The 24,849-nt window shown below is 35.9% G+C and carries 24 protein-coding genes; 8 read left to right on the top strand and 16 right to left on the bottom strand.

Annotation, left to right across the window (positions count from 1 at the left end):
• Positions 1-18: 18 nt before the first annotated feature.
• The 10 genes from AC4G3K_RS12045 to AC4G3K_RS12090 form a co-directional block, all read right to left on the bottom strand.
• On the bottom strand, positions 19-1,221 hold the full coding sequence (locus AC4G3K_RS12045) for a glycosyltransferase family 4 protein (RefSeq protein WP_491133439.1): 1,203 nt from the start codon (positions 1,219-1,221) through the stop codon (positions 19-21).
• Positions 1,222-1,257: 36 nt separating this feature from the next.
• Positions 1,258-2,232 carry an ATP-grasp domain-containing protein gene (locus AC4G3K_RS12050; RefSeq protein ID WP_491133440.1) on the bottom strand — a complete coding sequence of 325 codons (975 nt, stop codon included), beginning with the start codon at positions 2,230-2,232 and terminating at the stop codon, positions 1,258-1,260.
• Positions 2,233-2,289: 57 nt separating this feature from the next.
• Positions 2,290-2,802: a GNAT family N-acetyltransferase gene (locus tag AC4G3K_RS12055; RefSeq protein WP_491133441.1), complete on the bottom strand. Its 513-nt coding sequence runs from the start codon at positions 2,800-2,802 to the stop codon at positions 2,290-2,292.
• Positions 2,803-2,833: 31 nt separating this feature from the next.
• Positions 2,834-3,448: a sugar transferase gene (locus AC4G3K_RS12060; protein WP_491133442.1), complete on the bottom strand. Its 615-nt coding sequence runs from the start codon at positions 3,446-3,448 to the stop codon at positions 2,834-2,836.
• Positions 3,449-3,462: 14 nt separating this feature from the next.
• A complete protein-coding gene (locus AC4G3K_RS12065; protein ID WP_491133585.1) occupies positions 3,463-4,578 on the bottom strand; it encodes a DegT/DnrJ/EryC1/StrS family aminotransferase in 1,116 nt (371 codons plus the stop codon).
• Between the two features lie 253 nt (positions 4,579-4,831).
• Positions 4,832-6,661 carry a polysaccharide biosynthesis protein gene (locus tag AC4G3K_RS12070; RefSeq protein ID WP_491133443.1) on the bottom strand — a complete coding sequence of 610 codons (1,830 nt, stop codon included), beginning with the start codon at positions 6,659-6,661 and terminating at the stop codon, positions 4,832-4,834.
• 56 nt (positions 6,662-6,717) lie between these two features.
• Positions 6,718-7,593: a UTP--glucose-1-phosphate uridylyltransferase GalU gene (gene galU / locus AC4G3K_RS12075; RefSeq protein WP_491133444.1), complete on the bottom strand. Its 876-nt coding sequence runs from the start codon at positions 7,591-7,593 to the stop codon at positions 6,718-6,720.
• 329 nt (positions 7,594-7,922) lie between these two features.
• Positions 7,923-8,687, bottom strand: a complete 765-nt coding sequence (locus AC4G3K_RS12080; RefSeq protein WP_491133445.1) for a tyrosine-protein phosphatase — start codon at positions 8,685-8,687, stop codon at positions 7,923-7,925.
• An 83-nt stretch (positions 8,688-8,770) separates the two neighbouring features.
• Positions 8,771-9,469, bottom strand: coding sequence for a CpsD/CapB family tyrosine-protein kinase (locus AC4G3K_RS12085; protein WP_491133446.1), 699 nt, complete (start codon positions 9,467-9,469; stop codon positions 8,771-8,773).
• Complete coding sequence (locus tag AC4G3K_RS12090) at positions 9,459-10,202, bottom strand: YveK family protein (RefSeq protein ID WP_491133447.1); 744 nt, start codon at positions 10,200-10,202, stop codon at positions 9,459-9,461. The genes AC4G3K_RS12085 and AC4G3K_RS12090 overlap by 11 nt, the downstream gene beginning before the upstream one ends.
• Before the next feature lie 532 nt (positions 10,203-10,734).
• Here AC4G3K_RS12090 and AC4G3K_RS12095 point away from each other — a divergent pair.
• The 6 genes from AC4G3K_RS12095 to AC4G3K_RS12120 all read left to right on the top strand — a co-directional run bounded on the left by AC4G3K_RS12095 (position 10,735) and on the right by AC4G3K_RS12120 (position 16,305).
• Positions 10,735-11,499 carry an SGNH/GDSL hydrolase family protein gene (locus AC4G3K_RS12095; RefSeq protein ID WP_491133448.1) on the top strand — a complete coding sequence of 255 codons (765 nt, stop codon included), beginning with the start codon at positions 10,735-10,737 and terminating at the stop codon, positions 11,497-11,499.
• A 169-nt stretch (positions 11,500-11,668) separates the two neighbouring features.
• Positions 11,669-12,253 (top strand): VanZ family protein, encoded by a 585-nt coding sequence (locus AC4G3K_RS12100; protein WP_491133449.1) that lies wholly within the window; start codon positions 11,669-11,671, stop codon positions 12,251-12,253.
• 299 nt (positions 12,254-12,552) lie between these two features.
• Positions 12,553-14,043: an N-acetylmuramoyl-L-alanine amidase family protein gene (locus tag AC4G3K_RS12105; RefSeq protein ID WP_491133450.1), complete on the top strand. Its 1,491-nt coding sequence runs from the start codon at positions 12,553-12,555 to the stop codon at positions 14,041-14,043.
• A 115-nt stretch (positions 14,044-14,158) separates the two neighbouring features.
• Positions 14,159-14,281 (top strand): DUF6944 family repetitive protein, encoded by a 123-nt coding sequence (locus tag AC4G3K_RS12110; protein WP_491133451.1) that lies wholly within the window; start codon positions 14,159-14,161, stop codon positions 14,279-14,281.
• Between the two features lie 11 nt (positions 14,282-14,292).
• Positions 14,293-14,727: a DUF6944 family repetitive protein gene (locus AC4G3K_RS12115; RefSeq protein WP_491133452.1), complete on the top strand. Its 435-nt coding sequence runs from the start codon at positions 14,293-14,295 to the stop codon at positions 14,725-14,727.
• 894 nt (positions 14,728-15,621) lie between these two features.
• On the top strand, positions 15,622-16,305 hold the full coding sequence (locus tag AC4G3K_RS12120; protein ID WP_491133453.1) for a TcaA second domain-containing protein: 684 nt from the start codon (positions 15,622-15,624) through the stop codon (positions 16,303-16,305).
• Positions 16,306-16,759: 454 nt separating this feature from the next.
• On the opposite strand, the gene AC4G3K_RS12125 is transcribed toward AC4G3K_RS12120, so the two are convergent.
• Positions 16,760-17,155, bottom strand: a complete 396-nt coding sequence (locus AC4G3K_RS12125; protein ID WP_491133454.1) for a hypothetical protein — start codon at positions 17,153-17,155, stop codon at positions 16,760-16,762.
• Positions 17,156-17,355: 200 nt separating this feature from the next.
• Between AC4G3K_RS12125 and AC4G3K_RS12130 the strand changes: the two genes are divergently transcribed.
• The gene (locus AC4G3K_RS12130; protein ID WP_491133455.1) at positions 17,356-18,288 is read left to right on the top strand and encodes a helix-turn-helix domain-containing protein; all 933 of its coding nucleotides are present in this window, start codon (positions 17,356-17,358) and stop codon (positions 18,286-18,288) included.
• A 167-nt stretch (positions 18,289-18,455) separates the two neighbouring features.
• On the opposite strand, the gene AC4G3K_RS12135 is transcribed toward AC4G3K_RS12130, so the two are convergent.
• Both AC4G3K_RS12135 and AC4G3K_RS12140 read right to left on the bottom strand, forming a co-directional pair.
• Positions 18,456-19,100, bottom strand: a complete 645-nt coding sequence (locus AC4G3K_RS12135) for a M23 family metallopeptidase (protein ID WP_491133456.1) — start codon at positions 19,098-19,100, stop codon at positions 18,456-18,458.
• Positions 19,101-19,230: 130 nt separating this feature from the next.
• On the bottom strand, positions 19,231-19,731 hold the full coding sequence (locus AC4G3K_RS12140) for a VanZ family protein (RefSeq protein WP_491133457.1): 501 nt from the start codon (positions 19,729-19,731) through the stop codon (positions 19,231-19,233).
• A gap of 143 nt (positions 19,732-19,874) precedes the next feature.
• Here AC4G3K_RS12140 and AC4G3K_RS12145 point away from each other — a divergent pair, with 143 nt between their 5' ends.
• Positions 19,875-21,725, top strand: coding sequence for a hypothetical protein (locus AC4G3K_RS12145; RefSeq protein ID WP_491133458.1), 1,851 nt, complete (start codon positions 19,875-19,877; stop codon positions 21,723-21,725).
• A 66-nt stretch (positions 21,726-21,791) separates the two neighbouring features.
• On the opposite strand, the gene AC4G3K_RS12150 is transcribed toward AC4G3K_RS12145, so the two are convergent.
• From AC4G3K_RS12150 to AC4G3K_RS12160, 3 genes are all read right to left on the bottom strand, one after another.
• On the bottom strand, positions 21,792-23,099 hold the full coding sequence (locus AC4G3K_RS12150; RefSeq protein ID WP_491133459.1) for a hypothetical protein: 1,308 nt from the start codon (positions 23,097-23,099) through the stop codon (positions 21,792-21,794).
• A 294-nt stretch (positions 23,100-23,393) separates the two neighbouring features.
• A complete protein-coding gene (locus AC4G3K_RS12155) occupies positions 23,394-23,723 on the bottom strand; it encodes a hypothetical protein (protein WP_491133460.1) in 330 nt (109 codons plus the stop codon).
• Between the two features lie 182 nt (positions 23,724-23,905).
• Positions 23,906-24,820 carry an LCP family glycopolymer transferase gene (locus AC4G3K_RS12160; RefSeq protein ID WP_491133461.1) on the bottom strand — a complete coding sequence of 305 codons (915 nt, stop codon included), beginning with the start codon at positions 24,818-24,820 and terminating at the stop codon, positions 23,906-23,908.
• Positions 24,821-24,849: the final 29 nt, after the last annotated feature.

Consider the following 24,849-nt stretch of genomic DNA (forward strand, 5'->3'; position numbering starts at 1 on the left):
TTTTAACCCCTCTATAATTTAATTAAAATGGCGCATGATTATCTTATAAGCATGCTCAACTGTATAGTTTTCTTCCAAATAATTCCTTGCATTTGCACCCATTTGTTTCCTCATTTGCTTATCACAAAATATTTCTACTTTTTCATTAAAGTCTTTTACATTACTACTCTCACACCAATAACCAAATTTTCCTTGTTCAATTACCTTGCCAATATCAGTGTTTACATCAGTTGCCGCTAACACAGGCATCGAGGCCTGCATATAAGATAGTAACCTGGATGGAAAATTTGGTATCGTGAAACGTTTATCTAGGAAAATCAAACCTACATCACATGAGTTTGCTAGGATATCGTAATCATCCTTTGGTAATTGTTCAAGTAATTGTGCATTTATAGGTTTCTTATTAGCAAAATAATCCTTAAGTTTCTTAAATTCTGTACCTGAACCAGCAATAACGAAGTATACTTGCTCATTTTCACTATTAGCATTTAAACAATCAATTAAAAAGTCAATCCCCTGCGGTTTACCTAGGTTTCCACCATATATAAAGACTGTTTTATCAAATGGGATTTTGTACTTTTCTCTTATCATTCTTATTTTATTTCTATCTTTTATAATATTTATAGGCTCTATACTATTAGGGCAAATCTCTATAGTATTATTTAATATATTTGGATTATGCTTCAAAACAAAGTCAACATTTGCCTGCGACATGCAGCCAATAAAATCTGACTGACCGTATAGTCTTTTTTCTTTCAATCTAAAATACTTATAAAACAAGCTAGATTTGCTAAACATATTTAAATCCACTGCATTTTGAGGAAAGATATCCTTTAACAAAAGATAAGTTTTAGCATTATCTCTCTGTTTCACGTAACTAATTACTTTTTCAAAAGTTATCGGAGGAGTTGAATAAATTACTAAATCAAACTTTATATTTTTCATATATTTCTTGATAGCATTTAAAAATAATCCTTCTATCATTAAAGTTGAAATACCTTTTTCCAAGAGATTTGTTTTGGTTATATTACCAATTTTAACCCTCAGAAAATTTACACCGTTTTCACTGATATATTCAGTTGGTTTTTGAAATTTTTTTTCTCTAGGACTAACAACATAAACATTATGACCATGATCTCTAAATTGCCTTAATAAATCTGTATATAAACCTTTATCCTCAATATTATTCAATCTACCAATTGACAAAAATAATATATTCATTTTTTCACCCTTACTAAAACATCAGTGCGTGGTAGTTTATTTTTTTAATATCTTTACCTCATTAAATTTCATCATACAAATTCCCGGTTCATACTGGCCAACTCTTTCTTTATTTTCCTTACCATTTATATTATTAATAATCATCTCTGGTATATTGACTTTACTCTCGTAAGCATGTGGGTACCCTCCACCAAATCTAGGGTTGACCTCTGAAATATAATATTCTCCCTCTACTTTAAAGATATCAATATCAATAACACCTTTAAATTTAGCCTTATCGACAAATTCCTTTATCATTTCATAAATTCTCTCATCTTTAGTTGAAACTGATTTATCAGTTTCTCCAGCTCTCATCTTAATCTTTTCTTTTGTAAATATTGCTACCGGTTCTTCAGAAATCATATCTATATAAACATCTGCGCCATACTCTACTCCATCCATAAACTCTTGAATCATCAAATTGTTGAATCGACTAAATAATTGTTCTATTTCTTCTTTAGAATTCACCTTGCTAATATTTATACTTGCACTACCTTTTACAGGCTTAACAAACACTGGATAATTAATGACCCCATCTTCTACATCTCTATAAAATTTCTCTTTATCAACATAACTCCTTATAGTACTAAAACCATTATCGATCAAGAACTCATACATTTTATATTTATCGAAACACAATTCGACTACCTTAAATTCTGAAACAATCGGAATAGTACCTAAATCTAAAAACTCTTGTTTGTGTTTCGCAAGTAGACTTAACTCTGGATCTATTAAAGATAAAACAGCTTTAATATTATTTTCTTTACAAATAGAGAGAATAACACTTAAGTATTCCTCATCATCCATTCTTGGAACAATAAAATGTTTATCAGCCTCATACAAGGCTGGGGCTAATTCACTACAATCTGTTGCTATTACCAACCCTTTACCTTTTAATTCCTTTTTAAAATACTGTACTATTTTATTTCTTGTTCCACAGCTTAAAATAAGTATATTTAAATCGTTACCCATTAATTGAGGCCTCCATAATTAATTGCATTACACTTGTTTGTTTATCCAGATTGATCATTAAATGAATTTCTCCATTAATACCAAATCTTTGTAGCTTCCCTTTATAAAACGTTCATCTTTAAAGACACCTATCTTTAAAAAACCCAAAGACTCCCAGAAGTTAATAGCAACATCATTTTCATATACAACATTCAACTTTATTTTCCGTATATTCAAGTACTCTTTTGCAAACTGTTCAATTAGATTGCATGCTTCTTTTCCGAATCCCTTACCCTTAACATTTTTATTTCCAATATAAACTCCAATTTCACATGTACGATTAATCCAATGTATATCATATAAACCAATCATTCCAACAGGTGTTTTTTCATAATCACAAATGATAAACCGTTTATTATTACCAGTTGTATCCACTAAAGAATCCATCCATTTTTCCTGGTGGTCTATGGATGTTGGCATATAGCCTCCACCTAAGTACTGATAGGTTTCTTCATCATTTTTCCACTCATTTAAGAAGGTTATATCTTTCTTGAGTATTGGCCGTAGATATACTTTGTCACCTTTAATCATATTATCCGCCTCTTTAATCCATATAAATGATTTATTTAGATTTGTTTATAGCGTTTCGTTTCGTATCCATATAAATATTTTCCGTTTTAAACATTTTGGTTAGTGTTTTAAATAAAATATTAATATCTAACCATATATTAAAAGAATCTATATACTTATTATCTATAACAATCCGTTCATCCCAACTAACGGAATTTCTAACAGTTACTTGTGTCAAGCCCGTCACTCCCGGCCGCATGTAAAACCTTTTTTTTGCCCAATCCGGATAGTTTTCCAACCCATTATATGGGAAATAGGTGACTGGTGGACGCGGTCCTACAAGACTCATATGACCCATGACTACATTAAATAATTGTGGAAGTTCATCAAGACTAGTTGCTCTTAGAAATTTACCGATTTTGGTTATTCGGTTGTCATTTTTATCTTTAACAGTTAAACCATCCCCGATTTTTTCAGCATTTACAATCATCGTTCTAAATTTAATTATTTCAAAAACCTTACCATTCTTACCTAATCTTTTTTGTTTAAAAAATACAGGGCCTTTCGAAGTTATTTTTATGAAAACCGCTATAAATATCAGAATTGGAGAAATGATAACTATTCCAAGTAAACTTCCTAATAAATCAATGGTGCGCTTAATTATCAAGTTTAAGGGTCTCATTATTTATTCCACAACCCTTTAATTATTCTACAAATTCTCTCTAAATCTTCGTCCGTCATCTTCGTATCAGATGGCAAACAAACACCATTTTCAAAAAGTTTCTCTGAAACATCTGTCCCAACAAAATCATACTTCTCAAAGAACGGTTGCATATGCATCGGTTTCCAAACTGGCCTTGATTCGATATTTTCCTTTTCCAATGTATCCATAACATCAATTGGTCTAACCGAACCAGTTAAAATCATTGAACTCAACCAATAGTTGGGTTCATTCCAATCGTTACTCGGCATGAATTCACATCCTTCAAGACCACTTAATTCCCTCTTATAAAATTCAAATATATATCGTTTCTTCTCAACTCTTTGATCTAAAACCTTAAGCTGTCCTCTACCAATTCCAGCAACAACATTGCTCATACGATAATTAAAGCCTAATTCGCTATGCTGATAATGTCTTGCTTGATCTCTTGATTGAGTAGCCCAAAATCTAGCCTTCGCAATACTTTCTTTGTTGTCTGAAACTAGCATCCCGCCACCAGATGTTGTAATAATCTTATTCCCATTAAAAGAGAAGACACCATAATCTCCAAATGTTCCTGTATGCTTCCCTTTATAGTAAGTACCTAAAGACTCTGCAGCATCTTCTATGACTACTACATCATGTTTCTTACAGATCTTCATAATCTTATCCATATCAGCAGACAAACCATATAAATGAACAACGATCACAGCTTTAACTTTAGGATACTTTATAAATGCTTCTTCCAATGCATCCGGACTCATATTCCAAGTTTCATAATCACTATCGATAAAAACTGGGATTGCATTCTGATAGATTATTGGATTAGCAGTAGCTGAGAATGTAAGTGATGGGCAAAAAACAATATCTCCTTTCCCAACACCTGCTGCTTTAAGAGCCAAATGAATAGCAGCAGTTCCTGATGAAAGGGCAGCTGCAGCTTTTGAACCAACTTTTTCAGCAAGTTCTTTTTCGAAACCATTTACATTTTCTCCAAGTGGCGCAATCCAATTTGTATCAAAAGCTTCTTTAACATATTGCATTTCATATCCTTCATCACTCATATGTGGTGAAGATAGAAATAATCTTTCTTTCATTTTTGTTGATTCCACCTTCAGACTTCCTTCCATTATTAAGCTATATTTTAGTAATCTACGAATTTTTTTCCATCTACCTGAATTTCAACTTATAGTTGCTCACATATACAGAAATAAGTATTTTCCAAGATCGTGATTTTTTCACAAATAGCACTAGAATTTTCGATACAATCACAATAGAATTCTCAAATATAGTAATAAGATTATACTCTGCAATTAATTCCCAATTGATTGATCTCTTGTCAATTAATCCTTAACCACCAATCACTAACGACTGCTTCTTACTAAACTTTGTATTAGCAATCCCAACAAGCGTTTCTTTCATCTCAAACGAATTCTTATCGAGAAGAGTTTCAATCACATCATAAAGCTCACCTTTCTCCATCGGCTGAGCTTTCCCAATAAAGATCTTAGGGAACACCTGATCTTTTTGAACCTCATTCTCATTAAGTAGCTCTTCATACATCTTCTCACCTGGCCTTAGCCCAGAGAATTGTATTCCAATCTCATCAACCGCATAACCTGAAAGAGTGATCAGATTTTTAGCCAGATCAACAATTTTAACTGGTTCTCCCATATCCAAGACAAATATTTCTCCCCCACGCGCTAATGCTCCAGCCTGTATTACAAGCCTTGAAGCCTCCGGAATCGTCATAAAGTATCTCGTAATATCTGGGTGTGTAACCGTTATCGGACCACCAGCTTGAATCTGTTTCTTAAACAATGGAATAACACTGCCGCGACTACCTAACACATTTCCAAACCGTACTGCCACAAACTTCGTCTTACTTTCCTTCGCCAAGTTCTGAATAATCATTTCAGCAAAACGCTTCGTTGCCCCCATAACATTAGGAGGGTTTACTGCCTTGTCCGTTGATATCATTACAAATGTTCCAACACCAAATGTATCCGCTGCTTCTGCGACATTCCGAGTGCCAAATACATTGTTTTTCACGGCTTCTCTTGGGTTATATTCCATCATTGGCACATGTTTATGTGCCGCCGCATGATAGACCGCATCCGGCTTGTATTGATCCATTATTTCAAAAATCCTGTTTCGATCCTGGATGTCTGCAATAATTGGAATAATTTCAATCGAATCTCCGTACTGATTCCGTAGTTCCATGTCAATTAAATAAATACTATTTTCTCCATGCCCCAGTAAAAGAAGTTTACCTGGAGTAAACTTGCATATTTGACGGCATATTTCAGACCCAATCGATCCACCGGCACCGGTAACCAACACGGTTTTTCCTTCCACATATTCTGAGATACTGTCTAAGTTAAGTTTGATTGGTTCACGGCCCAATAAATCCTCAACCTCTACATCTCTAAATTGTGTAACGGAAACATTACCTGACATGATTTCTTCAATCATTGGCATGATTTGTACCTTTGCCATCGTTTTCGAGCATTCCTCATAAATACGTTTGATCTCACCCTTTGATAGGGACGGAATCGCAATGATGATTACTTCAACTTCATGTAAAGCAACAGCCATGGGGATAAAAGCCGTATCACCAACCACTGGTAATCCATGGTATTCGAGCCTTTGTTTATAGGGATCATCATCAATAAAGGCGACAGGTACTAAATCAGAATCCGCCTTGTGAAGCAGCTGCCTCGCGACCATTGTTCCAGCTGCACCAGCCCCAATAATTAAGGTACGCTTTTTTGCAGAATCTTTTGTATCTATATAATGGTCTCTGAATACTCTCCAAGAGAATCGTGATCCGCCAATCAGCAGAATATGGAGCATCCAGGTAATCCCCAATGCCCGTATATACACATCTTGAAAAATAATCAATTGAATGACAGCCGTTGTTAGGATCGTGAATGTAACAGCTTTGACAATCGCAATTAACTCTCTTATACTCGCATATTCCCATGCCTTGTTATAAAGTTTATAAATAAATGCATACACATGATGGCTGATCAATAGCGCCAGAGAGGTGATTAATAAGGTTTCTTTTTTGAAAATATCCAAATATGGATGGAGGACCAGGTAACTGCAATAAATAGCTGTTAATACGATAATGGAGTCTACTAATATTAATGTAGTTAACCTTTTTCGGTAAGTCACGTTCTACCCTCTCCTCTAAAAAAGACCGGCACATGCCCGGTCTATCTCCAAATAGTTTATTTTTTTATGATATTTAATTTCTCTTCCATGAAGCGTAATAAGTCATTCCGCAAGGAAGCATCCTGAAGTGCAAATTCAATCGATGTTTCAATAAAGCCTAATTTTTCCCCAACATCATAGCGTTTCCCATCAAAATCATAGGCAAATACACGTTGAATTTCGTTTAATTTCTGGATAGCATCTGTCAGCTGAATCTCTCCGCCAGCCCCTATGTTTTGCTCACCAAGGAATGTGAAGATTTCTGGTCGTAAAATATATCTCCCCATGATCGCTAAATCAGATGGCGCGGTCCCCTTTTCTGGCTTTTCCACAAAGCTCTTCACCTGATAGCGGCGTCCGTTTTGCTCAATAGGATCAATGATTCCGTATCGATTGGTTTCTTCCATCGGTACATGCTGTACCCCTATAATAGAAGAAAATGTTTTATCATATTCATCCATTAACTGACGTAGGCATGGCTTGTCTGCCTGGACAATATCATCACCAAGTAAAACAGCGAATGGTTCGTTGCCAATAAAATTACGTGCACACCAAATGGCATGGCCTAATCCTTTTGGTTCTTTTTGGCGAATATAATGGATATCGACCTTGGAAGGAGCTTGTACTTTTTCGAGAAGATCGAACTTACCCTTTTCCATCAAGTTATTCTCTAAATCATACGCATGATCGAAATGGTCCTCGATGGATCTCTTTCCTTTACCGGTCACGATAATGATATCCTCAATCCCTGATTCAATCGCTTCTTCTACAATATATTGAATCGTCGGCTTATCGACGATTGGCAACATTTCCTTCGGCATCGCCTTTGTAGCCGGCAAGAAGCGCGTTCCAAGTCCAGCAGCTGGTATAATGGCTTTTCTTACTTTTTGCAAGTGTGAACCTCCTTCTAAAGGTTTATCAAACATATATTTCATAGGTATAAATTATCAAATTTCAAAACTAACCCATAAAATGTTAGACATTTATATAGGTTAGTTTAATAATTATGTAATATAACTAGTTTTTCTATAAATCCCACAACTTAATATATAAAAAATAATAAGACATTTAATTTTAAAATTATTAAAAATGGGCATCTAACCCATCCTCACACCATCCTATTGATGACTACTTGCATCTAAGGAAGCTTTCCTACCTCCCACAGCATGGTCGAGTGCCTCCCTTGATAAAGGTTAGGAGGCATCACCTACATGATCTATCATTAAAAAAGCCCTAAAAACTTACGCTGTCTGACTGGCTGCGGCATTTCTCTCATGATTGTCTGCCCGCTAATGAGTAACTCTGCATTTTCTTCAAAATAATAGATTTGGTCTAACCCAAACTGTTTTTCTAATTCATCCAATGCTTGATTCATCCAAAATTGTCTGGTTGAGACATTATGTGCATCGGATGCGACGAAATGGATTAAGTTAGATGCTAGTAAATCCATCGATACTTTCTTGATTTTCTTGCCAAACTTACCGGCAATACTGCCGCATGTAAGCTGGGTGCTGACACCTCTCTGAACAAAGTCATAGAGAAGATTTGGATTTTCCACAATGGCCATGTTCCGTTCGGGATGAACTAAAATTGGGTTGATTCCTTTTTGCTGCAGTTCAAAAAATAATGTATGGGCGTACCTGGGTATATGATTTGAAGGAAATTCAATTAAGAGATAAGAGGAATTGTTTACGGTTTGGATAAAGCCTTGCTCCATATCCTCGAGCAATTCACCATACACCCTGACCTCCTGGCCGGGCAGGACTGTTAATGGAATTTGACTTTTTTCCAATTGTTCATTTAATCGTTCAACCTCGAGTATTAAATTTGTTCTCGTATTTTCGTATGCACCATTTTTGTGATGCGGGGTTGCGATGATCGTGTCGATTCCTTCGTTAAGAGCAAGCCTTGCCATATTCATCGAATCTTCTAAACTCTGTGCACCATCATCCAAACCTGGCAAGATGTGACTGTGTATGTCAATCATTTTGTCACGCAACCCCTCACTGTATTTTTTACAATCAATGAATCTATCTTACTTACTTTTAGTGGAAAAGTCTAGTAATTTACCTATTTTTTACCGTAATAATAGTACGTATTGTCCTTCATTTTTTTGTTATTGAGAACAGCACCCAGGATTTTAGCCCCAGTATTCAACAATAGTTCTTTTGTTTTGATCGCATCCTCGACCTGTGTCCGTCCGCTGCTCACGACCAGCACGATTCCCTGGCAAAGATTTGCAATGATTTGCGCGTCCGTTACAGCTGTAACCGGCGGCGTATCAATAATAATGACGTCAAACTCTTCCTTTGCCTTGTTGATCAATTCTACCATCGCTCTTGATGACAATAACTCAGCTGGGTTTGGCGGCAGTGGTCCGCTTGTCAGCACATGCAACCCTAAAGGTTCAACAATCTGCAAGGCCTTTTCAAACTCTATTTGTTTTGTTAAAACACTTGTTAATCCCAAGCTGTTCGTAAAGGAGAACGTATAATGCGAAGAAGGCTTACGCAGGTCAGAATCTATGAATAACGTCCTTTTTCCTTGCTGGGCGAATACAACGGCTATATTGGCAGCGGTTGTTGATTTCCCCTCTGTTGGGCCTGATGATGTAATCATAATCGTTTGCATTTCTTCATCTATGAAGGAGAATTGGATATTCGTCCTTAATGTCCGGAATTGTTCTGAAATCGGTGATTTTGGTTCCAAATAGGTCACAAGCTTCCGTTGATTGCTGTTCCCAAGCTGTTTTTTATTCTTACGCGCCACGCTGTTCACCTCTTCCTGTTCTCTTCGCTCTTGCCCTTGCTTCCATTTGCATATTGCTTTCTTCAATGACGCCAATCACACCAATTATAGGTATATCTAGAATTCTTTCGATATCCTGCTCGGTTTTGATCGTATTATCCAAATACTCCATCAAAAAGGAAATCCCTACACCAATCATTAATCCGACGACCATCGCAATCGCGATATTAAGAAGTGGCTGCGGTTTAATCGGTGATGCATTGTCTGAAACGGTTGCCTTCGCAAGAATGCTGACATTGTCGACATTCATAATATCGACGATTTCTTCTTTGAAAATTTCCGCTGTCGTATTTGCTATTTTTGCAGCCATATGCGGATCCTCGTCTGTAACAGATACATTTACTACTTGAGATTCCTGTTCGCTGGCTACTGTTATTTTATTTGTGAGCTCGCTCGCGGATAGGTTCAAATCGAGTTCCTCAATGACCTTATCCAGTATAACCGGGCTCTTCATAATGACATTGTATGTTTCGATGAGTTGCAGATTCGTTTGTACCTCGTTGTAGTTATATGCAGCTTCTTCACTCTTCGCTTGATTAACAAGTAACTGTGTAGAAGATTGATAGATTGGAGTCAAAATAAAAAAGCTTGTTACTCCGCTTATCAAAACTGCTAAAACTGTAATCAAAATGATGAACCATGCACGTTTTTTTAAGGTTTCAAACAAATCCTTCAAGCTGATAGTTTCTTCCATTTCATCCTCCGATTAACATAATATTAAACATTATACAATAAAACGACAAAAATTCATCTGTTTTATGGAAATTTTATTAAATTTTTTCTAATAAAATGTAATATGTAATCTATTTTCCACCAATCAACAATAGTTAAAACCTCTAAGTGTGGAAAAATCACTTTTTTCAGATTAATATAAAACTAGTTGAAAAGAAAGTGGAAAAATATTCTCTATTTGTATTTATCTAAAATTACTAGTAAACTCTCAATCTTAGCAATTATACTGGACAACCCTTTGCTATATTGAACATACATAAACAGGAGTGTGTAATTTTCCAGATCTACTAAACGGTTTGTATATAGTATCCAAATCAGTTTATGTCAGACTCTTCAAAAAAGTAGAAGTCTGCGGTAAACTGTATCTGAGACTTTCTAATCCCTCTTTTTATTATTCGTATTACCTAAAAAGTGTTACGAAGAGGATGTAAATTGACTCCTTTTTCATAAAAACTATACAGTCAAAATCTTATTTATCACCTGGAGGAAGCACAATGAAATATGTCACGATGTTTATAATTACACTATTCACCATCATTGTTTTAGTTTTTGGACAAACCTACTGGAGCAATCAGATTGAACAAACCGTTGCAATGGAGAACGAAAAACAGCAACCGGAGTCCAAAAAAGAGAAGGAAGTCTCCTCACCTTCTGAGAATATTAAAGATAAAGGACTTAAGAATGCACTCGAAAAAGCTGTCAGCAAGCATGAAAAAGCGAATATTTTGATTGCGGGCTCAGAAGCATTGGGAGATCAGGATAGTGGATTAGGAAAAACAATCAGTCAGGAATTACAGGAATCACTCGCGCCGGATGTGGCCACATCATTCATAGAGTTTACAGGCACATCCATTCAATTAATCCAGGAAGGTATCATCAGTGATTATCAAGATGCAAAGCCGGACGTTCTTATTCTCGAAGCCCTAACCCTAGCTGATAATGGAGAAGTTGCCGTAGAAGATAATCATGAAAATATATCAACAATCATTAAAGAATTGAAATCTATAAATGAAGATCTTTACGTTATTCTAATGCCCACTCACCCTATTCCAAATGCCACTATCTATCCAAAACAAGTAGAAGCATTAAAGGAATATGCAGCCGAAAATAAAATTACCTATATTAATCATTGGGAAGCTTGGCCTGATTATATGAATGAACCTGAATTAATGAAGTACCTAAATGAGGATAAAAGTGCTCCGAATGAAAAAGGAATCGAAATTTGGAGTAAAGAGGTCTTTAAATTATTTGGGATTTAAGAGTTGAATTAAGAGAGTAGTGATTATTTCACTTCATGGAATAATCTATTTGCTGGCGTACTAGATGAACATTTTGTATTTATTTATTTGGAGTTCATTTGAAAATCTTCTTCAACTTAGAAAATGCAGCTTGTCGTAACTGGAACAAAGAGGTTTAAGGGGATAAATTATGGATTATACGAATGCTTATACTATTTTGAGGCTACTGGCTGCCATAACTTTTATAGTAGCCTTATTATCATTGATGTTAAAATTCAGGCCTTATACTACTAATAAGAATATAGAAGAGTTAGATACAATTGATCGAAATACGGTCCTTAATCAGATACTCATACATATCTTGTTCTTGTTTGCTGTACTTTTCATTATAACAATGACCTTATTGTATCCAGCGCCCCCTGCCTCACTAAGTATTACTGATCCTATTGAGAATAATTATGTTCCTTTAGTTGTAATCAGCGAACTGATACGAAAAGAGCCATTTTTTGAAATGGTTTATAATATTATTGGAAATATAGTCTTATTCATTCCTTTTGGATTTTTACTGCCACTAAAATACGAGAAAATGAAGAAATTTACGCAATGTATTATGGTAGGTTCGAGTTTTTCTATCGGGATTGAAATGTGTCAGTTACTTCTGCCGCTCAGACAAACTGATATTGATGATGTGTTGTTAAATACATTAGGAACCATTGTAGGGTATTGTTTGTATACAGTTATTATAACTTTTAATATGAAAATCGTTCACCACTAATCCTTTCATTTGTTATCGGAACGTATGGCTTGAACAGCAGATGTTTCTTTACTAGTAGAATTCCTATTATTATACGACTTTGTACAAGTACCCATATTTTGGGTGCTTTTTTATTACATGTCATTTGTCAAATCTTCTAAGTTGAAACCTACTATTCTTCTATATTATTGTAATGTAGGGAGCCTATTGCCCTTTGAGCTATCCCCTATAAACTATCAGTTTCTTTTCATTTTTATTGAATGACTTTACATTTGATAGATTCATCCGATGAAAAGAACAGAATAAAGAGGTGAAGATCCTTGGGGAAATACTCTATTAAAGCTGTCAGCCTGTTGATTGTGCTATCATTTTTCATTACCCTCCTGCCGGAGAAAGCAGATGCTGCCAGCTATTCAGCTAAAGTTAATGCCAGTACATTAAATGTCCGCTCAAAGCCATCTACCGCATCCTCTGTCATTGGAAAAATTAAGAAAGGCAAAGCGGTAACTGTACAATCTGAGCAAAAAAACTGGAGCAAGATTTCGTACGATAAAAAAACAGGCTGGGTTACTACTTCATACCTAACCAAAACAAAGCCTGCGGTTAGTACAGCTTCTCTTGGTACCTATTATGTGACAGCTACCAGTTTAAATGTTCGCGCCAGCGCAAGTACTTCTTCTAAAGTGGTTACTTCTGTGAAGAAAAACAACGCTGTGACTCTTCAACAAAAAAGTGGATCCTGGGGCAAAGTCAAAACCTCCAACGGGAATGTTGGCTGGGTTTCTCTTTCCTATCTTTCTACTACTAAACCAGCGAACACGACTACTAATCTTGGTATCTACTATGTGACAGCTACCAGTCTAAATGTTCGCGCCAGCGCAAGTTCTTCTTCAAAAGTGATTGCCTCTGTGAAGAAAAACAATGCTGTGACGCTTCAGCAAAAAAGTGGATCCTGGGGGAAAGTCAAAACCTCCAACGGGAATGTTGGCTGGGTTTCTCTTTCCTATCTTTCTACTACTAAACCAGCGAACACGACTACTAATCTTGGTACATACTATGTGACGGCTACCAGTCTAAATGTTCGCGCCAGTGCAAGTACTTCTTCTAAAGTAGTGACAACTGTGAAGAAAAATGCCACAGTGACACTTCAACAAAAAAGCGGTTCTTGGGGGAAAGTCAAAACCTCCAACGGCAAGGTTGGCTGGGTTGCGATGCAATATATCTCAACGAAAAAAGCAGCCAGTACAACTCCAGTAGGACCAGTAGCCAAAAGCGTAAAAGGAAAAGTCATTGTCATTGATGCCGGTCATGGCGGATCTGATTCCGGGGCCATTGGCGTGAAGTTAAAAACAAAGGAAAAAGCTATTACTCTTAGTGCTGCCAAGCAATTGGAAACCTTACTAAAGAATGCTGGTGCAACGGTCATCATGACACGCAGCCATGACACGTATATTTCGTTAGACGCCAGGGCTAATCTCAGTAACTCAAAAAAAGCAGATGCGTTTGTGAGTATTCATTACAATTCCTATAAAAATACTTCAGCAACTGGAATAGAAACGTACTATTATCAAAATAGCAGCCTGGCAAGTTCCATACAAAGTGAGTTAATAAAAGCGACGGGTTTGAGAAATCGCGGTGCCAAACAGGGGAATTTTAAAGTCATAAAAAATAATAAACAACCGGCTGCCCTGCTGGAACTCGGATATCTCTCAAATCAATCCGAAGAAAAAACAATCGCCCAAACCAGCTACCACAAAAAAGCTGCACAGGGAATCCTAAATGGTTTGAATAGTTATTTCAAACAAAAATAACTTTCCATTCAAAAGTCTCCACATCGTTGGAGGCTTTTTGTTTTTCCGCAAAATCCAATCATAATCACATCTTTTGAATACACTATTACGATTATCCATAAATGGATGTGGTGGAATGTCGGATCAGTTAAAAGAAATATACGGAGCCTGGCTGGTGGCCCTGGGAGCCATTATTGTTGCGATTGGCTCTACTCCAAATAGAAGATTATCAAGAAAGATGCAAAATGACCTAAATTAACCGGTAACGCTTTGGAAGCAGTCGGTGCTGGCTTGGCTGCGGACGGACAAGGTAATCCTCTTTCACTTGAATACGCAGGCAACGCTTTGTCCAGCATTGGTTCTCTCGAAAGCTTCACAGCGGCCGCTATTGATTTCCCCGAACGGACAGAAACAAACATATCCATCCAAGGGAACTTGTTGCAAGCTCTTGGCAGTGGCATCAGTGCCGCTGATGAATTTGGCGATAACACTACATCGGGAGCATTGGAACTTTTCATTGGCAATATTCTTCAAACCATCGGAAGTGTCATCCAGGCATTTGGTATTAAAATTCAAACCACTGATGAAAAAAAAGGGCAAACCTATATAGCGGTCGGTAGTTGGATTCAAGCAGTGGGTGCTGTTCTGTCTGCCATCGGTCAACAGCTTGAAGAAGAACAAGAAACACAAGGAACTGGCGAATAAGAGCATGTCCTCACACGAGAGGACATTTACATAATAAATTTGATTGGTTGAAATTTATGCAGGAATAAATGCCGGTTTCTCTCCTTTTCGCAACTTGAGGCTTCTTTTCTTGAGATTTCAATGAATGTTTACTGAATCAGGGAGTATATACAATTGAATGGCATAATTCTTCTTTTAAAATAAGATTTCTTTCTCCTAATCTAACAATAAACTAATTTTCATAAAAAATCCTATCGACATCTCATGCCTTCCTGATAGCTGTTTTACATGTTTCCCTATCACTTTTACGCACTTGCTGGCTAACTGTTTAGTTAATGAATAGTATTTGTTGGTATTTGTTTTGTTTCATTATCACTGTTTTACGGTATAAATAGAGTACAACCAATCCAATTATGTATAAAAAAGGAGGACGCAGAAATGAGAATCCGAGCAGGCAGTTGGAGAATGCTTTCCAAACAAGAAAAGATCTTTATCCTGAATGCAGTCAGTCAGCGTCGGATATTTTAATCCTCGCCAGTCGGTATACCGTCACCTCTTTGAATGAGGGACAGAAATAGGTTAAGGATCTTTTCCCCCTTTAGCTTCAAACCAACTAAATAAATCAGCCATCTTTTATATATGCCTACCCAATTTTCCTCAATATTACATGCAAGTAACCGATCATCCGTACCTTAACGGGTGATTATTTTATTTCTGTTCACTAACCGATTGATTAATTTAATCTTCTAGATAATCTGGCTGTAAATATACTACCTATATAGGTGCAAAACCGTCTTACATATCATGAAAAAAATTACTATCATAATAGTTGAAAAATCTTTCAAAATGCCGATATAGTTAATGGTAAGTGACCATTACTTAATACCCAATCCAAAAAAAGGTGGTGTGAGAAGAATGAAGAATCAACATGGATCCCCTCTCTATAAAATATCCCTGATTATCCTACTTTCTATCCTATTATTCGTTTGCATTTATTACATAAAAGGCCCCTTTCATAACAAGGATGCTCTAATCAAAGAGGTTGAATCTGCACTTGCCAATCAAGATGCACTTCAGCTTTCCCAAGCTTTAACCTCATCTGATGAAAACCTGGTTATTAACGAACAAAATACGAAAATCCTGCTTGATTATCTCCAAAAAAACCCTGAATACACTCAATCCCTTCTGACTGTTCTAAACGAGCAATCCCGTTACTATGATGACGCAGAAACATCCGAAAATGGAAATGACCCGCCCCGGATTGAAGGATTTTTAACACTCAAAAAGGAAACCAATTCATGGCTTCCAGACAGCTATTCAATTGAAATCGATCCAGTCTATCTGACCGTCAGGACCAATTCCAAACACGCTTCCTTACGGGTGAATGGAGAACAAGTCATAAAAGCCAACGAAATCATATACAAAAAGAAAGTCGGCCCCCTTCTACCTGGAGAATACAAAGTAGAAGCCACCCTAAAAACAAATGATACAAACATCAACGAAAAAAAACAGGTTGTTTTGTGGAATAGTGATGAAGATATTTATCTTGACCTCCCAAGTAAGCATACTGGATTGAATAATACAAAAGACTCAGAGTAAGCAGGAATGATTTTTTCCTGCTTTTTTATATAATCTCAGTCCAAATTTACATTTAACGGGCATCATCATTTATATAATTTATGATGAGTTTACTCTTCCTCTGCAGTCTCCGATTGAGACGAATCCGTAATTCTCCAACCATTTCAATTTCCAATTGAACTCTGAAGCCTTAATGAGATAAAAAATTTCGACCAAAGCTTCTTTATACACGAGTAAATGGTCATATTTTACTTGTCTGATTCGAATATAATTATACTTTTTTATTAAAATATTCATCTCTCATAAATAGGCATATGTAATCACGAAAGGATATAAAGGATTAGATATGATTGGTATAAAGTGTAATTTGAAGTTTTTTCTATGCCAAAATTATTTGTAGTATGAGATCCATTTAATCAATTCCGTAAAAACGAAAATACAGAGAGATATTTAATCCCTCTGTATCATAAAAACATTATGCTAATGTAGATTTTGTACTATAAAGAGTCGGTAATTCTGCTACTGTGTTTTTTGTTTTGTACAGGGTTGGCAGTTCTGCTACTGTGTTTTTCACTTTATACAGTGTCGGTAATTCCGCTACCATGTTTTGTGCTTTATATAGAGTTGGTAACTCTGCTACTTTGTTATTCGCTTTATAAAGAGTAGGCAACTCTGCTACTGTATTTTTCGCTTTATATAATGTTGGCAACTCTGCTACTTTGTTTATTTTGTATAGGGTTGGGAGCTCAGCTACTGTGTTTTTTGTATTATACAAGGTTGGTAGCTCTGCTTCACTCTTAAATGGTAAAACACTAGATATGATTAATACCACTAACAGACCAACACCAACTAATAAAATGCTCTTTTTCATACATATAATCTCCTTTTCACACTATTTTTTATAAGTATAATAAATTATCTTTATATCCTTATTAAAACACAGTTCAAATATCTACCAAAATTGCTTAATCAAGGACTTTTGACACATTTTATATAGAATACACGATGAAACATTAACTATTCACAAAAAAATATAACTCTAGGAATATTTTTAAAGAGGAGGGGAAAAGCATGGATTTCTCCGCAATTGGACAGAGGATTAGAGAACTTAGGAAATCCTTACAACTTTCACAGGAACAATTAGCTGAGGGCATTTGTACCCAGGCACAGATTAGTAAAATTGAAAAAGGCGATGTATATCCATATGCTAATACATTATATTTAATCTCCCAAAGATTAGGTGTCGATGTCAACTACTTTTTTGAGATTGGGTCCACACCGAGGCTGGATTATGTGAATGAAGTAGCCAGGCAACTGAAAATAGCCAGAAAAAAATTGAATTATGACGATATGTTTAAAATCATAAAGGCCGAGGAAAACAATCCTCTTTTTACACAAAACGGACGAAATCAGCAAATCATTCTTTGGCATAAAGCCATATGCGAAGATGCTATTCATCAAAATCCAGAGAAAGCAATTGAATTGCTCCAGGCAGCCATTAACATTACACATAAATTAGAAAAAGTGTGGACTGAAAGAGAAATTGAGTATTTATTATCAATGGGAGCTGTCTATTTTAGAAATAATCAAGTTGAAAAAGCACTAGAGATTTTTACAACAGCAAAAGATCACTTAACACACCTGACATTTATAAGCGATAATACCCTTATGCCCCGACTTTATTACAATATTGCCAGAGTATATACACGGCAAAATGAATATGAAAAATCCATATCTATTTGCAAGCAGGGGATACAATTCTGTATTGATAAAGATAACCTCTTTCCGATTGGCGAGCTTCATTACCAAATCAGCTACAATTATGAAAAGCTCGGGGAAGTTCCAAAAGCCTTTTCTTATTTAAATAAGGCTATTATGATCTTTGAATTACTTGAGCTAGAGACCTATCTGGCCTTTTTAAATGAAAAGAAAACCAGCATGCTTGCTAAGTATGAATCCAATAAAGCAGCTGATCATGAAACTGATCTTCCAACTATTAAGTAGATCTAGATCATTATAAAAAAATTGTTCAACTTAAATACAGTATTCCACAGGCTTAGGCTGTTTACCTTTTTTGTAAATGTCCAAAATAAATAGCCTCTTCTGATTAAACGGATTTTTTTCTGTTTTCCGCGAGAGGCTTATTTTTTTACCACTTGTTCAGTTCACGATTATACCGTAACAATCTTCGCACCTGTTGAAGGTGCTGCGTAAATATTTACTTTCCCAAATGAGCTTGTCTGAATGGTATACACATCTTTTTGGGGATTTCCAAGTATTTCATAGGTTAGGCCGCCATATTTTTGGGGATTGAGAAAGCCTATTTCATTTCCTACAGTTGGTGGTTTAGACAACGGATAAACACGCCATGAGTCTACACCGGATGGTAAAACTACAAACCTCTTCTTCGGAGCCGGCGACACATTTTTATCTATATAGTTTCGTGGATTCACTGCATTTGTTTTATTGCTGTTCCATCGACCTTTATGAATCTCGAAGTGAAGATTCTGGCCAGTGGCATTTCCTGTGGAACCCATATATCCAATTACTGTCCCCTGTTTGATTGTATCGCCTACTTTATACTTTCTGGAATTGCGTCGCATATGACCATAAACGGTTTCGAATGTTTGTCCTTGTATATTATGCACGATGAAAATAACTTCTCCATAGGTTGTAGAAGAATACGAACGACTAACCACTCCACCTGCGGAAGCTTTTACAGATACATTGCCAGACATTGCAATATCCACCCCAAAATGCTGACTTGGTATAAACCCCTGTGTATAGCTACCAAGTGACGGTTTAATAAAATCCATTTTTCCATCTCCTCCTGCTTGTCTACCATATCTTTATGCGGACAAGCAGAGAACAGCTTGGGTAGTTGCGTATATACAAGCATAAGATAAGAGCCTGTTTTCAGCTGACATGAAAAACAGGCTCTCTAAATTATTGAGGATTTCGATATCTTTTCCATAAGAAATATAAAGCGACTCCTGTAAATCCCCCGACAGTATCAATCATCACATCCTGAAAGAGCGGTGTACGTTCACCTGTAAATGACTGATGCCACTCATCTGAGCAGGCATATAAAAATACGAGTCCCAAGGTTATCGCCGTGGTTTTTCCTGCCCGCTGCACCCATATCCTAACGATACTTGCCAATACGAAAGCCATCACTAAGTAAACGCTGAAGTGAGCACCCTTACGGATGAAAAATTCAATAAAGCCTGGCAATCCCAATGCTTCCACACTGACCTCCACGCCAGCATACGTAAAGTTAATTTTTGAAAGCAAGGCCACTACCGAATCTGGTAGATTCAAGTTCTCACCTAACAGTGGCCGGATATTTTGTTCAGAATATGGCTGTGAGGAAGAGTAATATACGACTCCCACAATCATCAATAAAGGTATTAAACGGTATATAATCTTTTTCCTAGTATTATTCATATTCCTATCCTAGCGGAATTCATTGATCAGGTAAATAGTAAAGAATCGGTATATTGGTCATTTTCTCTTAATCAATCGCTTGATTAAGAGATTAATACAGAGGTCTTGGTTATCAACACAAAATAAGCGTTCTTACCGCAAAATTGGCGGAGATTGTAACGGACGTTAAGATAAACGACAGTGAAGATGGTACAGCTAAAATCCAAGCGGCATTAGATAAAAAAGGACATGTTCGCGTTTTTTGTAACGGGACAATTTTAACGGGAAGGTTATATATTGACGATGATACAATTTTTGAAATAATGCCCGGTACAACCTTAAAAAAGAAAGACGGAACGAATCACCATATTTTAGTGTATAAGGGGCATATAACCGGTAAGAGAAACAAAAACATAACTCTTAGAGGTGGTAATTGGCATTTAAACAAAGACGGGAATCCAACAGCCAACGGTGATATGTCAACCAACCCTCTTTCCAATCCGGGGATCGGAATTGTATTCCGTGGCGTTGATAACTTAACGATTGAAAACATTGTGGATATCGGGAATGAATGGAAGTATGCATTTTTAATCACGGACATTAATGGAGGTCAATTCAGGAAAATAAATATCAATAATGAAAGTGACGGCCTTCACTTTCAACCACCATTGAATAACATTACCATTGAAAATATTTCAGGTGTAACTCATGACGATTTGATTTCCTTTACAATGGGTGACTACCCACGTTATTCATTGGGACAGACAGGAAATATTGAGGATGTAAGAATTGAAAATATATATGGTAGGGAAACAACGGATGAATTGATTAAAATGGTTGGCAGTGGTTTGGATGGGAAAAGCGTATTTAAAAATATATATGCTAAAAATTTGGGTGGGTACTCAACGATTTACCCCGTCTACATTATGAAAGAAGATCAAGCTACTCCTAACCCGTGTTTAAAAGATACAAAAGTTGAAAACGTGGTATTTGAAAACATAGACGTAAAAATAAGTGGAGCACAGTCCTATTTCTGTATTGGCGCAGCTAGTGGTGATGTGACCATTCGTAAACTTAAAATTCGTCAACAAGATAGTCTACGACCAATCTATTTAAATAAATGTAATTTAAGCAAAGTAGTTTTAGAGGACATTGACGTAGTACCAAGTACAGGCACAGAGGTTACAAATTTTATTGTCCGAATTAACAATACAACAGACGTATTAGACCAATTAATACTTAAAAGTTGTAACATAAAATTGAATTCTAGTGCGATTAACTCCGTTATTTATTCGACTGGAACATCCTTAAAAAGTCTGTTTGTTGATAACACAAAAATTAACATGCCAGCAGGCACTTTCATAAATGTGGACGGTGTGAATACTATTGGTACAGATATTTTTATTAATAACGCTGATATGATTTTAAATTTATTTGGGGGTATGACGCATAAATTAAACTTCCACTTGAACAACTCAAAAATCTCAACAACATTACGAACATTACATTTATCGGACGGTGCGGATGTGCGGTTGCGAAGTGTAAATACAGATATAAACGTTGCAATCAACGGGTTAAACGCCCAACGAAAATTATCATTAACAGGGGATTTAAAATCTACTGTTATTCCAACCACATTAACACCCGTTGATGATGATACCTACTTTTACGACTCACCTACTGATGTAAGAAACAAAGGTACGTATAAGTATAAAGGCTCGAAATGGATTAAAGTTAATGGGTTAAAAGAGTTTGATGTAAATATCACAGTTGGTACATTAGCAGCTAACTCAGTAACAGAATTTAGCGTTAATCTTACAGATGTTAGTGCTTATGCATTGGCTTTTGTAAATCCTATGTTCGCTTTACCTAATGGGGTAGATTATACTTTTATTATGAGAAGTGCTGGAGTAGGAAGGCTTAGGTTGTCTAACCCAACAACAAGTCCTATACCGTTTGATGCAAACACAATGGTTGCGTGGAAGATAAAAACATTGGATTTCGATTATCAATAATAGGTGGAAATTATAAGGATAGTCAGGTTAACTCTTGCTGTCTAAACATAAACAAAGAGGCTTAATTTAAGCCTCTTTGTTTATTAACTGTTTGGGTTGTTTATCATTTAACCAATTTATAAAGAAAGGTAATAACAAAAACTGTACTGTAAATATATTGGCAAAAAGCAATGTATTGATACATCCTAAAGCAATAAAGTATAGCCAATAAATGTTTACAAATGATTTAAATGGTTCTGGGGATCTTTTAATAAGATATTTATAAGCTTTCACTAAAAAGATAAAAAATGGGATTGCAAACAACCCAAATAAAGCAAATGAATCCAACCAAGTTGAATGCCCACCTGCCTTGAAACCAAAATTTAAAGGGAGTGTAGTTCCAACTAAAAAATTATGTATGAAAGCATCGAGTGACATGAAATAACGATCTAGTCTTGCGCCTAAATCACTGCCTCCTTGATGGTTATCTGTAAAGAAGTTAGCTAACTCGATAAATCTAATGGAAACATCGTAAGAAATAAACTTAAGTGTTGATAGTTTGTTAAATATCCAAGCAAATACATCTTTAGATAAGAATGCTAGGAAAAGTATCAAAGGTATGAAGATTACTAATAAATTTTTATTTAGATACCTTTTTGTTACGATAATAAAAATAAACGCAAAGAAGAATAATATAGCTATGGTAAATGATGCCTTAATCATTAAAGATAGGAGCGATATGATTAATAAAAAATGTATCCATCTGTTTTTATATTTATTTATAAACAAAAAACATAATAATAAAACAATTGGCACTAAAGCATAGAAAAAACCATAGTTACCAACTCCTAAATAACTAGACTCTCCAATTAATTGTTCTTGAACATCGGAACCAGCTGATAAATAACGAGATAACAGTGGATTTTTATTCAATTGGAAGTAAGTATTTATGGATATAAAAGCAATATCTGATAGAAGGATAAATGCAACCAACTTTTGAAATCTTTTATAATAATCATCAAAATAATATAAAAATATTGAATAGACCATTAGAAGATAAGATATGTTTTTTATATACATGTCTAGATGAATCTCTTCTGAAAAAAAAGATATGAATATCATATAAAGGTAGAAAAATAACAAAGGCCAAGTTTGGTTTATGAATCTTTTTCTGAATGTAGGTTTTAACAAAATTGCTATACCAAACCACAGAGCAAAAGTACCCCATCTAATAAAGTTCGGGTAGTAAGGCATTAAAAACATAAAAACTCCGTTATTCAACCAAAGAATTACAATTAGAGCGAGGAGTTTGTGCATCATTTTTAAAAATACTAATCCTGTATTTGTATGATGTTTGGTTTTGATTTCGTTAATTTGGGTTTCAGTATAATACATTTTACGTTTTTATTTCCTCCTATATGTAGTAAATTTACAATTATTATTCTAGCACAAGAAATATTATTACAATAGGTAATATTTAGACAGGGTTATTAATTTTAACAAATAAACGGAACAAACTGTGTGGTTACAGAAATCCAGTGAACGACAACAACTTCCACCAACGGCTTATGCGTTAGCGAAGTCAAACAGGTAACTTCCCTTTTTAGTTTTAATATCTCATTTAAAAATTTGACCAATATAAAAAGGCCAAATCCCGCCTTCTCAAGCGGAATTTGGCCTTATATGGGATTATGCCATATTGGCTAGTTGTTGATTTGGGTAGCTGATTTTTTGAATTCCAATGACGTCCAGGAATTTTTTAATTTCATTGATAGCGGCTGTTTTATGTCCGTCTATGATAACTAGATCCGTGACAAAGGCAATTTTCGGGTAGTTTGTTTCACGCTTTTTCGGGTTTAGCATCGGCTTTTCTTCAATAAGTTGAGCATCCATTTCCTCTTCGCAGGTCAGGATAACCGCTTCACCTATTTTCGTGTTTTCCCGGTCAAACAAGAACGAAAATTCAATAGAACACTCACCGTCTATAAACTTTGGTTGTACTTTTACGTTTAAATCCACTATGCCCAGCCTCCTTCATTGGTTATTTGTTCCCAGTTTAACAGGAGTACCATTGATGGTGGTCTGGCCATTTAGGGGCAAAATATGTATTGGACTGCATGTTCATGCAGTCATGCTCGTTCATATGCCTGTTTTTATAACTACAGGAATATTCCTAGATGAATATTTTGCCTAGCATTATCCTACTCCTCACCTCCATTATATTCCATATGTTTTCTTAAAATCCTTTTAATTCTTTCTAGTTCATCTGGGCTGATCACTTCATAAAAAATCCCATTTATTTTCTCCGCTGTGCCCTCCATATCGATATGACCGATATCCTGTACTGCCTCCTGGTAGTTATTTTTGATTTTAATCATCTCTGATAAGGTGATATTCGTTTTTACATTATTCATCAGAGTGGTGGCGATTTTATCATAGTTCGTTAAGCTGTGTATATTGGCACCCGTTCGAATGACCTCTTTTATCACCTCACGCTGACGCTTCTGCCGACCTTCTTCCCCATTCGGCTCCAGTTGACGCATACGCATATAAGCCAATGCCTCTTCTCCATTCAGCCGGATTTTACCTGTAGCAAAATGTTGACCATCATACGAAAATTCCAATTGATTTTCAACCGTAATACCTCCGATGGCATCAACCAGATCCTCCACTCCATCCGTATTAATGCTTACATAATAATCGATTGGAATGTCTAATAAATCCTCTACGGTCTCCATCGACAGTTCAACTCCACCTGTTTGATAAGCATGGCTGATTTTATCCCATGTCCTGGACCTTGCTATTTGCACTCTTGTTTCCTGTGGTATACCAAGCATTTTAATCGTATTTTTCCCTGGATTAACAGTTATAACCATCGTCGTGTCTGTTCGGCCATTTGCTTCTATCCCAAGCAGCAATATTGAAAAGGGGTCCTTTTGGGTTAAATTGACCTGTTCTTTTCTCAGGGAGGATTTGCGTTCTTCCAATGGATCCGATATCGCTTGAAATGCTCGATAAATGGGGTATCCCACAATGAGTATGATGATCATTACCAGCCCGGTGATCCATATCCATCTGTATTTTTTTCGCTTTTCTGTACCTCTATTTACGTTCATCGCATTCTCTTCTTTTACTTTTTATCTTT

This window comes from Bacillus sp. z26, from assembly GCF_058313635.1.